Origin of the sequence: Psychrobacter sp. P11F6 (assembly GCF_001435295.1) — a bacterium.
GTDB lineage: Bacteria > Pseudomonadota > Gammaproteobacteria > Pseudomonadales > Moraxellaceae > Psychrobacter.
The window spans coordinates 433,513-447,507 of sequence record NZ_CM003594.1; the positions used below are offsets into that span (position 1 = coordinate 433,513).

The following is a 13,995-nucleotide window of genomic DNA, read 5'->3' on the forward strand; positions in this document are numbered from 1 at the left end:
ATTAGCTATTGATAATGCCGGGCGTTGGGCTAGCAAGGATGGTATCAGTTTGCATTTGGCGCAGATTGTCCAGCTTGGCCGCAATGGTCTCATCATTCAATGCTAACACTTGAATCGCAAGCAGAGCAGCATTGTAAGCGCCTGCTGAGCCAATCGCTAATGTGCCAACTGCGACGCCTTTAGGCATCTGTACGATAGACAAGAGGCTATCCCAACCGCTGAGCATGGAAGACTTTACAGGAACACCAAACACAGGTAACGGCGTTTGACTGGCACACATGCCAGGCAGATGAGCAGCACCGCCAGCGCCAGCGATGATAACTTGTAGACCGTTATCTTTTGCGCTTTTTGCATAGTCAAACAATCTATCAGGGGTGCGGTGTGCTGACACTACTTCACAATCAAAAGCGATATCAAAGTCTGCGAGCAATTGCGCTGCCGCACTCATGGTTGCCCAATCAGATTGTGATCCCATAATAATGCCAACTTTCGGTTGACCAGCAGGGGAGGCGATAGGGCTGTTTTGATCCATCGTGTTAACAGTAGCTGTTGTGGTGCTCATGCTTTGATATCCTCAAAAAGACCATCATACAAAAGTTTTGTTGCTCTCGTAAAGCCAAGTTTGATTTTTAATAAGAAAGCGGGGGCAATAGTACTAATTTTATGGATTGGGGTTTACCGTTTTATCATGGCGATATTGGACAAAGTTACTGGCTTTTAGTGGCAATGGTTGCTCAGTATCGAGCTGATAACAAGTCAGATATCCGCTGTCTACCGCCGCTGAATAATCAGTACAGGCAACTTGTGAACTCAGTGGCTCAGGCGTGCCAGTTAGCCAATAATGACCGACAAATACTGCTTTATCCGTTTTCAGAGCGAAATCAATATTTTCAGCCAACACCTCTTTTGGAATCTGCGCCAATGCTGATGCAGGCGCACGCGCCACCTCATAAAGACGGCGCTTATTAAGCCCGTCAAGCCACCAGCATACTCGCACGCGCTTGCGCTCAGTGCCTTCTTTATCGACCATGACCATGCCGTCGGGTAATGCTGTTTCTACACCTTTTAACACCCGCTCTAGCGCGTCAAATGGCGCCGTGTTTTCTTTGGCAGTGGCGACTAGCCCGTGCGGCGTTAAACAGTTATCGTCAGTCAATAATGGCTGCAATACCGCCATACTATCGACATCCCAGCAGGCATGAACAAAACAAGCGACGTCTGTTTCAATCCATAAAGGCAGCTCATATAACCGATTAAGCCAATATTGATGACGCTCTGAGCCAAAAGCTATTTCGGCTAAAAATGCGGCATGTTGGCGCGTATGTATGTCATTGTGCGAGCGCAGATATTGGCTGGAGTTATCAGGGTCAAGTGTGCTAAAGGCGAGGGCGTTATATTCATGATTACCCATTATCGCATCTGCCACGTTAGCATCTAACATGGCAAAAACAATCTCTAAGGTAGCCGATTGCTGTGGTCCTCGGTCAATCAAGTCACCGATAAATAACGCTCGATGCCCTGCTGGCGGTACAAAGTACGTGCCATTATGAACGTAACCTAGCTGCTCTAATAAGCCAATTAACTTGTCTGCGTAGCCATGAATATCACCGATAACATCTATCATCATAATAATTATCAAATTCTTAAATAGTTTGTTGAGTATAAGTTTGTGCAAAACATAACGCGACGTTAATCATCGCTTAGTGACTTAAACTGCCATCATAAACCAAGTGCTCATTTCACTTTTTATCACTGAGTTTTATTTCAATTTTTACCACTGAGCTTTATTGCTAAGCTTTATTACTAAATTTAAAGCCCAGGTGATAATAGCGCATTGATAAAATGCGGTAGGACTTGCGGTTCTAAAATAATCGTGGCAATAACCCCAAACGCGCCGCCCCACATATGCGCCATATGATTGATATTAGAGCCGCCCCGTTTGTCTGCATAGATACTATAAGCGATATAAGCGACGGCGAATAATATCGCAGGTATAGGAACAATCGCGAATAGGTAGATTTTCTCCCACGGTGCCAGCAAAATAAAAGCAAACAATACGGCTGATACACCGCCTGACGCGCCAAGGCTCAAATAGCTCGCATTGTTTTTATTCTTGAGGTAGCTTGGAATCATCGCAATGATAATAGCCAATACGTAAAAGACCACAAAACCATAACCAAATAAGAACGGCTGATACAGCCCTTCAATAGCACGACCAAAAAAATATAAAGTAAACATATTAAAGAGCAGGTGCATGCTATCGGCATGAATAAAGCCATGCGTGACAAAACGGTCCCACTGCCCATTATTTACCGCTGGCGGATAAAAAATGAGTCGATTAAATACTGTTTTGTTTTGCCATGCCACTAAGCTGACAATAACCGTGATAATAATAATAAGGGTCGTATGATTGAACAAAGGAAAATCCTTAGGCTGCGCCTGATATGTGACAAGGTGATGAATAACAATGTTCAAAGCCTACGCATTATGGCTGAGTGCAAACTAAATAGGACTGACAAGCAATTATTAAGCATGAGCTATTTATAATAAAGTAATACTAACAGTAGTTATGACAATGCAAAAACTTATTATGTGACAAAATAGTGCATTTATATGCTTTTATAGTGAATAATATAGCAGGCTGTCAGGCAAATTGAGTAATGCTTCGTATCTTGACAGTAATGGCGGGTTAAATGAGAGCGGTATCCAAGAATACAGGCACTAACGACAAGTAAAATAAACGTTTCATGCGTTGGTAAATTTAAAATAAAGGCCGAAAGAGGCAGTAATCTATGAGTATTATCGACCAATTAGAAAAGACCGTAACGCGAGCTGTCATAGTTGAGCGTAACAGTCATGATAGTGTGGCTTACATCAGCTTACTGGAGCAGTTTTATGCCATTTTGGCATCACGTCTCGCCTTGCCGCAAGTGTATTCACAATTTATCCGCGCCGAGCAAGGGATGGTTGATAGAGTCACAGAAAGTCCACTGTTCGAACAACTGTGGCAAGATAAAAGCATACAACAGCTTATGATCCGAGAGCTGTCTGCTACCCATCATATTGATGAGTCTGCTACGTTACAGCTGCTCATCAATGCCGCGCCACTGGCTTATCGTGAGCTGACAGTATTGGCAAACGGACAGTTTTTGCCAGCGTTTTTGCAGGGAGAGCAGGCGGCACTGCGTCAGTATTTACCGATGTGGTCAGCACCTATTATTACTGCTCCTCAAAACGTCAATAGCGCATCAGAAGCACACCCACACATCGTCGCAGATATTGATAGCGTACCAGTGCGTGACACCTCCTTAGATGGACGAAAAAATTCTCATATAGATACCAGTAAGATTGCCGCAGCGACAGCCGCTTATAGGCAAAATGCTGATACAGCAGATAAAAAATATATTGGAAATACTGATGTAGAAAATATGAAGATAGGCGATACCGATGGCCATTTTAGCGCTCATACTGGCGCCATTCATGCCAATCCATCCGCGCATTATTTGGCAGAAAATAGCAGTATGAAGCAAGAAAAAGTGCGTACTCGCAATCAACGTAATGATTTAGTGGTACGGGTGGGTTTGTTAATAGTAGCCATTGCCGCGATAGGGCTTGCTGCTTGGGCAATATTAATTAGACCGAACAACGCGCCGCCTGTAGAAGCCGCTGCGACAGTGCCTGTTGTGGTAGCACCAGCGCCTGCACCACTAGCGCAGGTAATGACTCCCATTGAGCTCATCGTTGGCGTAGATAACAGCGGTAGTCTGTATGCCTGTAGTGCTACCATTGGCGATGCAGCGTTACAAAGCACCTTGCAACAAGCGCTCAATACCAGCTTTGGTGAGCAAGCGAGTATTTGCGAATTAACAGTACAGGCTGGAGTTGCCAGTAGTATTGCCAATTTACCTGAGGAAGTACTACCCAATGTCTTGACGATGATGAGGTCTACGCCATTTGCACGCCTACATTTGCAGAATGATCGTCTTATGTTAGAAGCGCCAGATAGTATGCTATTGCAACGACTGGTTACGGATATACGTACTTTGATACCTGCCATGGTCATCGATAGTACTGCACCATTACCATTGCCTGAAAATAACGATGCCAATGTAATGAATAATACGAATAACCAGTTTGAGAATGAGGGAGCTGCCAATAATCAGTATGCTAATGACTATAACAACAGTGGGTCTGGAGAATTCCAAGCAGCAGATGATGATACAGGCGATCGTATCGTACCTAATCCTGCACCCAACAATTATAGTAACAATGCCAACAATATTCCCAGTAACATTCCTAAAAATACCCCTAACAATGCACCGATGAATAACATACCGTCAGGTTCTATTTCAGAATCGGAGGTAGATGATATGGCAAGCACACTCATCATCGCTGAACCTGCGCAAGTAAGGAATAAATGATTGGATAATAGAGGTGTTTAACGATTGTTTAATCATTTATCCATTGAAACAAGTTATCAAGTAAGGATGGTGGTATAAGTAACTTATACCGCCATTTTTTCTGTTGATACCCAGTCAGAATTATTTAAAAAACCATAAAGTATCTGAAAAAAGGATATATTTTCTCCATTTATACATAAGTTTTACTGATTCTTTTATGGCTTCTCACTGGGTTAATGATTGGTTATTTTCCATGTTTTTGGTTACGTGTGACACTTGAAATATTACCTAACGTATCATTTGTACAACAACCTGTTGATTGTTAACACTGACTTAATACTTTTATAATGATGAAAATTGAATAGGGTCAAGATGGTTTTAGCTGTCATGGTTCTTATTTCAAATCATTATTTTATCTGGCATTTTTTGAATATTCTAATTATATAAATCGATACTAATATAGGCATTAATAGGAGAATTTTATTATGGATATTATCAGTCATTTGACGCGTACAGTCAGCCCAGCCGTGCTGGAAGATGATCATAGTCCCGCTAAAAAGGGGCTGCTTGAACAGTTCTACGCTATTTTTGCGGCTCGCTTAGCGGATAACGATACTTATAATCGTTTTGCAAATGAAAATATCACTCGTGACGACCAAGGGTTTTATGACCGTGTATGGAGCGATGATTCGCAACGTGATCAAATCGCTCGTGAGCTGGCAGGCAAGCATAATGTTGATGCGACGTCTTCGCGCGGACTGATAGCGATGGCAGCGCCACTGGCTTTTCACGAAATCAAAAGCTTGGCAGGTACCACACCAGTGCCGCAGTTCTTAAATGATAATCTCGACAGTTACCAGCGTTATATTCCTGCCTGGGCAAGCGCCGTTCTGCCAGTCGGTATGTTGGCAGCGACGCCTGCTGCTGGCGCGCGTATCTCTGATACGGTGAGCACCGCTCCATTGCAACGCGAAGAAGAGCAGCAAGGCAGCTTTATGAAAGCATTGCTCCCCATTATTGGTTTGATTATTTTAGGCGCATTGGCTTGGGCTTTACTTCGTGGTTGCCAAGAGAATCCTGAGCCTGTCGCTACACCGGTGGCTACTGCCCAACAAGCAGCGCAGGGAGAGGGTCAGTTGGCAGTGGCAGGTGATATCGAGCCTGCATCATTGCGCATTGCGACTGGTGAAAATAGTGAACTGTATGCTTGCCGTATGAATGTGGGCGACGAGACCTTGCAGACCAATGTAATGAATGCGTTAACCAGTGCATTTGGTGAAGAAGCCAATAAATGCCGTGCTGATGTCGATGATAATTTTGCAGTAGATATGCCAGCGGCGGCTCAGCTAGCTACTATCTTACCTATCGTCAAAAATGTACCAAATGCGAGCATGATCATCAAAGGCGATGTGATCACTGTCAATGCGCCTGATGCAGCGGCATTAGATAAGCTAGTGGCTGACTTACAAGCGGCTGTTCCTGCGATGACCATACAAGCCGAAGGGCCATTAGATTTGCAGGGTGAGATTGATAATAGTTTGGCAGCTGCGGATGTTGCTATGACCAATCTTGGTAAAAACCCAGATCCACGTGATGTGGCTCGTGCATTGAGTATTCAGGTTATCAACTTTGAAGTGGATGAAGCGGTCATTCCTGATGTCAATAAAGAGCTGCTTGACCGCGCTGCTAAGATTATCAACGAAGTACCGAATATGAAGCTGACGATTATCGGTCATACTGACAGTCAGGCATCGGATTCTTACAATGTAGAATTGTCTCGTAATCGCGCTGAGGCAGTGAAAGAGTATTTAGTATCTCAAGGTGTTGATGCCAGTAAACTGATGACGAAAGGCATGGGTGAATCAGAACCTATCGCTGATAACTCAACGGAGCAGGGTCGCTTCCGTAATCGCCGTATTGAATTTATAGTTAATGACGAGATGGCCAGTGCAAACGATGGTATGATTATTAGTAATAACGCGCTTGACCCAGACTTAAACCCTTTGGATAGCAATAACGATGATTTATTGCCTGATGGTGATGATGCCACTCAAGATACGGCAGTAGATCCTACCAATTAATGCACAGAAGATTGATTGAGTCATTACTAATTTAAAAAACCGCACCTTTATAAGGTGCGGTTTTTTATTTTGTTAAGGCTGTTGTTTATAGGTGGCTAATGATAAGTATCTAATGATAAGCGATTATTTATAAGCGGTCGGATCTTTTAATTCAGTAGCGCTGCGAGTCGCTTGTGCCTCAGATTGAGGATTAAAAAAGGTTTGAGTCACGTTTTGCTTTGCCTGTTGCCAATAGTCGAATTGTTGACAAGTTGATTCCAGGTCACCTTGCCATGTTGGTATCTGTCCGCACATTGTTTTAATACGGTTTTGATTGGGATAAGGCAGCTCTTGTGCGGTCTCTGCGGCTTCATGGGCGGCGACGCGGTCATTACAAACCAGCGCAATATCACAACCCGCTTCAATCGCGGCTTTCACACGTGCGCTGACATCGCCTGCGGCTTGAGCACCTGCCATACATAGATCATCAGAGAATAAGACCCCATCAAACTTTAGCTGATCCCGTATGATGTCCTTGAGCCAAATTTTAGAAAAACCTGCTGGCTGGTCATCGACTTGCGAAAAAATAACATGGGCAGGCATTAACGCGTCAAGCCACGGTAGCGTTTGGGCAAAAGGCTGCATATCACTATGCATAATCTCATCCAAGCTACGCGTATCGATGGCCTCAGCCACATGGGAATCAGGGGCAATCGCACCATGACCGGGGAAATGCTTGCCTGTGGTTGCCATGCCAGCGGCTTTCATACCGCGCATAAACTGCGTCGCCAGCGCAGTGATCGCTTGCGGCTCTTGATGAAAACTACGATCCCCAATGACTTGGCTGATGCCATCTCTGTCAAGTACTGGGGCAAAACTGAGATCAATGCCCACTGCCAACACTTCTGTTGCCATTAGATAGCCACAATCGTAAGCACAGCTTAGCGCATGGCTAGGCTCTTGATTAAATAATTCCCCAAGCCTGCCCATGGCGGGTAGTGGGGTAAAGCCATTGCGCAGGCGTGCGACTCGTCCACCTTCTTGGTCGACGCCGATTAATATATCTGGGTTGTGATAACGTATGTCGTCACACAACGCCCGTACTTGTGCGGCATCTGCAACGTTTCGGGCAAATAAAATCACCCCGCCCACCTGTGCCTGTTTGATTAAGCTGACATCTTCTGCTGTCAGTGCGGTACTATCGATATCAATCATTAAAACGCCGTACATTGCGTAATCCTTATGGTGTTATATATTGTTATATGATCGGTTCAGCTTCAAATAAATAAATGATGATAACTGGCAGTGTGCCCCTATTATCAAAACTGCTTTATTATGACAGTTATTAGCAAATGAGCATAATGTGGCAGATGAATAGACTCAAATCAATTCGCCAGTGGGCATTGAATCATCAATAAATGACCCAAATAATGATGAACAATAAATGTAATAGAAAGTTTGGTATGTGCAGGCGTAGCGTGTAAGATTGCTTATACAGTTTGAGACAGTTGGATATCTATGTGCATGATAATATTGAGTGATTTTTAACAATATATTAGCAAACAGCAATGGCATTTAGTGACCATAATTATTCAGAAAATAGCATTTTAGAAAGTATCGTTTTAGATTTTAGAAAGTATCATTGAATAAATATTCGATTGATAATGGTAGATAAGTATTTCGTGACTTAAAGATAAAGCATTTATAGGCGGCGACTGATTCAGTCACTTTTGATTTTTATAAAACAAATAATATTATTAACGTAAAATAACTAGGTATATATGATGAAAAAACAACCAGCACAGTGGTTACTCAGTGCAGCGTCAGTGGGCATCGCCGGTATTATTCTCACCCAGAGCTACGGGACGGCAATGGCCGACACCAATACTGAAGGCTTTGTACAAACCCCTGAACAAAAAGTCACCACTCGCCAAGTAGCCGCATTGCTGGATCGTAGCCACTATTTGAATCAGCCGCTAGATAGCAAAACGGGCAGCGAAATCTTGTCTATGTATATCGATAGCCTTGACCCAAACCATACGTTGTTTTTGCAGTCTGATGTGGATGAGTTTAAGAAAAAATACGCCGATGAATTCGGTGCTCGCCTCAAGCGTGGCGACTTATCTGCAGGAGTAGAGGTCTTTGAACGCTATCGCAAACGCTCAAATGAGTATTTCGCGATGGCGAGCAAGATGCTAAAAACGGATATTGATTTGACGAGTGATGATACGATTGTACTTGACCGTGAAAAACTCAATCATTTTAAAACCAAAAAAGAGCAGCGTGATTATTGGACGCGTCAGCTTAAGTTTCAGCTGATGAGTATTACCTTGGGTCAAGAAGATGAAAAAGCCAAAGAAAAAGTATTCCTAAGCAATCCAGATATTACTCGTGGACAAGATTTGGTGCGCAACGACCAACGTACACCAAGTGAGATTTTACAAAATCGTTTATCGCGACAGCAAGAGCAGTTTAAGCGTCTCACAAACGATGAAATCATGGAAACCATCTTAAATACGGCGATGTTGACCTACGATCCGCACAGTAATTATTACGCACCGATTCAAGCCAACGAATTGCAAATCCAATCTAGCTTGCAATTAGAAGGCATTGGCGTCTCTATTCGTCCTGATCGTAAAAACCCAGATTATACTCGCATCGTGACCTTGGTCGATGGTGGTCCAGCAGCCAAATCTGGTCAGATTAAACCCAACGATTTGATTATCGGTATTGCCAAAGATGGCGAGAACATGACAGACGTGGTTGGCTGGTCAACGCGTGAGATTGTGAGCTTGATTCGAGGCAAACGTGGTACGTCAGTGACCATCAAAGTGCGTCAGCCAAATACGCCTGATGCCAGTGCCCGTAACGTGACGGTGGTTCGTGACATTATTCAACAAGAAGAGTCAGGGGTTACCCAGCGCGTGGTGGAAGTACAGCGCCCTAATATTGATAAAACGCCAAAACGCATCGGTGTCCTTGAGATACCAAGCTTTTATCTGAATTATCAGGCACGCCGTAACGGTGAGGATTATCGCAGCGTCAGCATCGATACCGAAAAAGCATTGAAAGCGTTGAATAAAGAAAATATTGATGGCCTCGTGGTTGATTTGCGCAATAACCCAGGTGGTTCATTGGATGAAGTAGCAAAAATGCTTGGCTTCTTTATCAAGAGCGGGCCGATGGTGCAAATCCGTGATAATCGCGGCAACATTCAGGTCTACCGTGACGATGATGGCGGTGAGCAACTTTATGATGGCAAAGTGGTCGTTATTACCAACCTAGCGTCTGCCTCAGCCAGTGAAATATTTGCTGCGGCTATCCAAGATTACGGTCGTGGGCTAGTGGTTGGCAGTACGACAACGGGTAAAGGTTCAGCGCAGATTCAACTCGATAATTTGGCATTGGGTTCAGCCACTTTAACGCAGCGCAAATTCTATCGCATCACTGGTGGTAGTACACAGAATAAAGGTGTGGTACCTGATGTAGAGTTGGTCAATATCTACGATGACGCCACTTTTGGCGAACGTGCGCAGAAAAAAGCGTTACCTTGGGATACCATCAAAACGGCGCCTTACAAGCCTGAAGGTAAGTTCACTGATACGACGTTAGCGACACTTAACCAGCAGTCTAAAATTCGTCAAGAGCAAAACCCACAGTTTGTTTATCTCTCAGCGCTAAACAACATTCGCGATATGGAAGACGAGAAAAAACCAATTCCACTTGATATCAATAGCCGCCGAGCTAAGATGCAGTTGATTGAAAAGCGTTCATTAGAGGCTGAAAATAAACGTCTTATTGCAACGGGTGAGCGCCCTTATGCCAATTGGAACACCTATCAAGCAGCAATGGATGCAAAATTTGAAGAACGCAGCCGCATGAAAGCCAAGGAGCGCCCAGAGCTACCTGAAGACGAAGCGTTCATCAATGAAGCGGCCTATATTATGCTAAGCGCTGAACCCAAAGCATTGTTAAGCCCTGAAGAGAAGCTATAAACGGTCAGTATTGTCAGCCAAAAAGGCTGTGATTAAAATCCATGTAAGCATATGCTTACATGGATTGACGTTTATACCTCTTACTAACCATGAGGCAATCTGCGATTATAACTGTACGGCACGATTGAACGAAACGGTTCATTGATACTAGGGATTGGTATCTTAAAGGTCGCATCAGGGATAGGTGGTTTGCTGATTAAGGATGATAAGGCTAGATGCCTGTCAGTTATAGGATACTCCGGGATTAGGTATCATATAACGATAACATGGATGGTTAGTGATAAAAGCCGCATAACGCTTGTCGTTATGCGGCTTTGTTACGTCTGCTATATATTAATTGAGAAACACGACTAACTAGCTAATAGATGCTAATAGGTAATACAGTAGCATTGAATAGTTTGTAAGCCTGTCAGGTTGCTTAATGTAAGCCTAAGAGGCTCATATTTTAAAAAGGTGATTGTGATAAATAATAGCCATAAAAAAAGGTCAGTAGACAAAGCCACTGACCTTTTTTGACCAAATGGTAGTCTTAATAAAGACTACCATTTAACATTTCACTATACTCTAGAAGAGATTAGTGCTCAACGCCACCAGCGCCATGGACATGACCATGGTTTAGTTCATCTTCAGTCGCTGCACGCACTTCTTGGATTTCAACATCAAACGTCAAACGCTTACCAGCCAATGGATGGTTTGCATCAACGGTCACTTCTTTGTCATTTACTTCAGTAACGGTAACTAGCATTACTTGGCCGCCAGCTTCTGACTGAAACTGCATACCCGGCTGGATATCGTCAACGCCTTGGAAGTTATCACGTGGTACATGTTGTACCGCTTGCTCTTGATATTCGCCGTAGCCATCAGCAGGTTCAACAACAGCATTGACTTGTTCGCCAGCAGATTTACCTTCTAGCTGTTGCTCAAGGCCTGGAATGATGTTGCTGTGGCCATGCAAATACGCAAGTGGTTGACCTTCTGGTGATTGGTCAAGAATGTTGCCTTCGTCGTCTTTTAGTGTGTAATTGAATTTGACGGCAGTGTCTTTTGCAATAATAGTCATAAGTTATCCTAAATATATCTATGTAAAAAATTAAATACGGTTGCAATAAACCTAAAAAATCCAATCAGCAAGCCAAATAGCCACGTCATTAGTCAATTATCATCAGTTTATTAAAGTAACTTTAGCAGTTAGCATCTTTAATTGAGATGGCTCATATAACTTTCAAGGTAAAAACAATAAAAAATGCTATTTTATACTGATAAATGTCGTTTTTTATGAAAATAAACACAGTTTTTTGTGGTTTGAAGACCGTAAATGGATATTCGGGGTTTGCCAGTTGCGTTTTTGGACAATGGCTTTTACCATAATGATATAAATAAGGATAAAAAAACAATGACTTCATTTGCCAATAATTCACGCAGTCAGCTATCAGATGCTAATACAATCAGCGATCACCATAAAGCTAAAGCTGATATCAATTATCGACTCAATTTCGAGCGTTTTTCTGAGCACTTGGTTGATGTGTCACTCAATTTTACGGCAGTAAATGATGCACCTCAACTTTGGATGCCGGCGTGGATACCAGGCAGTTATCTGATGCGTGAGTTCGCGCGCAACATTACCGCGGTGCATTATCAGGTGTTAGACAGCCAGATGCTAGATAGTAAAGCATTAGACAGCCAAATCATGGATGACGATACTCACGAGACTTATCGCGCGCACAAAATAGATAAAAACACGTGGCAATTACCAAAAGCTAAGGCAGGGCAAGCCATCAGTGTCCACTATGAAGTTTATTGCTATGATTTATCGGTACGTACTGCCTATGTCGATCAGCAGCGTTTGTATGGGAATTTCACCTCACTGGCATTGGCTGTAGAAGGGCAGGAGCATCGAGCTGTACAAGTCAGTTTAGCAGTGCCAGCAGCATTTTTAGCAGGTAAAGATGAGAGTCGGCTACTATTGGCATGTGGGTTAGAGTCTACTCATCTACGTCTTGATGGGCAGCATAGCTATGGACTACAAGCAGGCAGTTATCACGACCTTATTGATTACCCGTTTGAGATTGCAGAACAAGATAAGTTTGACTTTATTATTCAAGACAGTACGCATCAGACGCTACATCATCGTTTTTATCTCTCAGGTAAGCACAGTGCCAATATGGGCAGGCTACAGCAGGATGTCACTCAGATCTGTCAGTGCTATTTAGATTGGTTGGGTGATGCGCCATTTAATGATTATACGTTTATGACCTTTGCCAGTGGTCAGGATTATGGTGGGCTTGAGCATATCAATTCGACCAGTCTCATTACGCCGCGCCGAGACTTACCAACTCTTGATGAGCCAAAAATACCAAGCACCGATTATCAGCGATTTTTGGGCTTATGCAGCCATGAGTATTTTCATTCGTGGTGGGTCAAAACGGTACGCCCAGATGTTATGTTGGATGTTGATTTGCGCCGCGAGGCATTTACACCACTGCTATGGGTATTTGAGGGATTTACTTCGTATATCGATGACTTTATGTTGCAAGCATCGGGCGTGATTGATAAGCCAAGCTATCTCAAACTATTGGCTGAGCAAATTAATCGTTACTATCAAACCGCGGGTCGCGCGTATCAAAGCGTTGCAGAGTCGAGCTTTGATGCGTGGATTAAGCTATACCGTAACGATGAAAATACAGGCAACGCTGGTATCAGTTATTACAACAAAGGCGCATTGGTGGCGTTATGCTTGGATTTGACACTGCTCCAAAAGAGCAATGGTCGCTATCGTCTGTTTGATGTGGTCAAGGCTTTTTATACTCAAGCAAAGAAAAACGACAATAAACGCATTGGCATCAGTAGTGCTGATATGGGTACAGTCATTGGGCAGTTCATGCCCATAGAGGATTGGGAAGACTTTGAGTATCGTTATGTCAATGGTGTTGAAGAGTTGCCAATCGAAGCGCTGCTGGCGGCAAACGGTATTAGCATGCATAGCAATAGCAAAGAGACGGCTGACAAGCATGTGCCTTGGGGCATGCGCTGTACTGAAACACCTGCTGGACTCAAAGTCAATCGCGTGACACGTGCTAGTGTCGCTGCTAGAGCGGGTATTTCAGCGAACGATGTCATTGTGGCGCTTGACGGTATCAAGGCTGACAGTAAACAATTGGCGTTGCTGAGTAATGTGGAGCGCGACATTGAGTGTCACCTGTTTCGCCGTGATGAGTTGATGCGTGTTAATGTGCTGCCTAAAGCGGCTAATGAAGCCATTGACAAAGCATCTCCGCATAAAGTGAGCTTGCACTTAACAAAAGCAAATCAATCGTCAGGAGTCAGTGATAACTCTTCTCTAGTCGATGCAGGCTGGCAAGCATGGCTTAACGCTATAGAGTGTTATCAGGGTTAAATACATTGCTAAATATATTAATGTGAATGTATTTGTTCTCACTATGCTGTTCAATAATTTATTAAAAATGAAAGCCCCTGCCAAATAATATTATTTGGCAGGGGCTTTGTGTAATGACTGGCAGCCTTTTAAGGTTTGTTAAAAAT

Annotated in this window: 9 protein-coding genes; 4 read left to right on the top strand and 5 right to left on the bottom strand. The window is 43.4% G+C overall.

Going from position 1 to position 13,995, the window contains the following annotated elements; all coding sequences use genetic code 11:
- Position 1: 1 nt before the first annotated feature.
- From purE to AK822_RS01855, 3 genes are all read right to left on the bottom strand, one after another.
- Positions 2 to 562 carry a 5-(carboxyamino)imidazole ribonucleotide mutase gene (gene purE / locus AK822_RS01845; RefSeq protein ID WP_087945528.1) on the bottom strand — a complete coding sequence of 187 codons (561 nt, stop codon included), beginning with the start codon at positions 560 to 562 and terminating at the stop codon, positions 2 to 4.
- Positions 563 to 661: 99 nt separating this feature from the next.
- On the bottom strand, positions 662 to 1,627 hold the full coding sequence (locus AK822_RS01850) for a metallophosphoesterase (protein WP_060490372.1): 966 nt from the start codon (positions 1,625 to 1,627) through the stop codon (positions 662 to 664).
- A gap of 182 nt (positions 1,628 to 1,809) precedes the next feature.
- Positions 1,810 to 2,418 (bottom strand): rhomboid family intramembrane serine protease, encoded by a 609-nt coding sequence (locus AK822_RS01855; RefSeq protein WP_045443506.1) that lies wholly within the window; start codon positions 2,416 to 2,418, stop codon positions 1,810 to 1,812.
- A 374-nt stretch (positions 2,419 to 2,792) separates the two neighbouring features.
- Here AK822_RS01855 and AK822_RS01860 point away from each other — a divergent pair, with 374 nt between their 5' ends.
- Together AK822_RS01860 and AK822_RS01865 are read left to right on the top strand one after the other, a co-directional pair.
- Positions 2,793 to 4,421: a hypothetical protein gene (locus tag AK822_RS01860; RefSeq protein WP_060490373.1), complete on the top strand. Its 1,629-nt coding sequence runs from the start codon at positions 2,793 to 2,795 to the stop codon at positions 4,419 to 4,421.
- 464 nt (positions 4,422 to 4,885) lie between these two features.
- The gene (locus AK822_RS01865; protein ID WP_060490374.1) at positions 4,886 to 6,481 is read left to right on the top strand and encodes an OmpA family protein; all 1,596 of its coding nucleotides are present in this window, start codon (positions 4,886 to 4,888) and stop codon (positions 6,479 to 6,481) included.
- A 123-nt stretch (positions 6,482 to 6,604) separates the two neighbouring features.
- Here AK822_RS01865 and nagZ read toward each other — a convergent pair whose 3' ends face one another.
- Positions 6,605 to 7,690, bottom strand: coding sequence for a beta-N-acetylhexosaminidase (nagZ, locus tag AK822_RS01870; RefSeq protein ID WP_060490375.1), 1,086 nt, complete (start codon positions 7,688 to 7,690; stop codon positions 6,605 to 6,607).
- 554 nt (positions 7,691 to 8,244) lie between these two features.
- Here nagZ and AK822_RS01875 point away from each other — a divergent pair.
- A complete protein-coding gene (locus AK822_RS01875) occupies positions 8,245 to 10,455 on the top strand; it encodes a carboxy terminal-processing peptidase (RefSeq protein ID WP_045443512.1) in 2,211 nt (736 codons plus the stop codon).
- Positions 10,456 to 11,029: 574 nt separating this feature from the next.
- Here the strand turns inward: AK822_RS01875 and AK822_RS01880 are convergent.
- The gene (locus AK822_RS01880) at positions 11,030 to 11,515 is read right to left on the bottom strand and encodes an FKBP-type peptidyl-prolyl cis-trans isomerase (RefSeq protein ID WP_060490376.1); all 486 of its coding nucleotides are present in this window, start codon (positions 11,513 to 11,515) and stop codon (positions 11,030 to 11,032) included.
- A 333-nt stretch (positions 11,516 to 11,848) separates the two neighbouring features.
- On the opposite strand from AK822_RS01880, the gene AK822_RS01885 reads away from it, so the two are divergent.
- Entirely contained in the window at positions 11,849 to 13,849 is a 2,001-nt protein-coding gene (locus AK822_RS01885) for a M61 family metallopeptidase (RefSeq protein WP_060492138.1), read from the top strand.
- Positions 13,850 to 13,995: the final 146 nt, after the last annotated feature.

What these genes read in the sequence shown, in the direction of transcription:
- AK822_RS01875 (WP_045443512.1), top strand. Translation starts at nt 8,245, where the DNA reads ATGAAAAAACAACCAGCACAGTGGTTACTCAGTGCAGCGTCAGTGGGC.
- purE (WP_087945528.1), bottom strand. Translation starts at nt 562, where the DNA reads ATGAGCACCACAACAGCTACTGTTAACACGATGGATCAAAACAGCCCT.
- AK822_RS01850 (WP_060490372.1), bottom strand. Translation starts at nt 1,627, where the DNA reads ATGATGATAGATGTTATCGGTGATATTCATGGCTACGCAGACAAGTTA.
- nagZ (WP_060490375.1), bottom strand. Translation starts at nt 7,690, where the DNA reads ATGTACGGCGTTTTAATGATTGATATCGATAGTACCGCACTGACAGCA.
- AK822_RS01880 (WP_060490376.1), bottom strand. Translation starts at nt 11,515, where the DNA reads ATGACTATTATTGCAAAAGACACTGCCGTCAAATTCAATTACACACTA.
- AK822_RS01885 (WP_060492138.1), top strand. Translation starts at nt 11,849, where the DNA reads ATGACTTCATTTGCCAATAATTCACGCAGTCAGCTATCAGATGCTAAT.
- AK822_RS01865 (WP_060490374.1), top strand. Translation starts at nt 4,886, where the DNA reads ATGGATATTATCAGTCATTTGACGCGTACAGTCAGCCCAGCCGTGCTG.
- AK822_RS01860 (WP_060490373.1), top strand. Translation starts at nt 2,793, where the DNA reads ATGAGTATTATCGACCAATTAGAAAAGACCGTAACGCGAGCTGTCATA.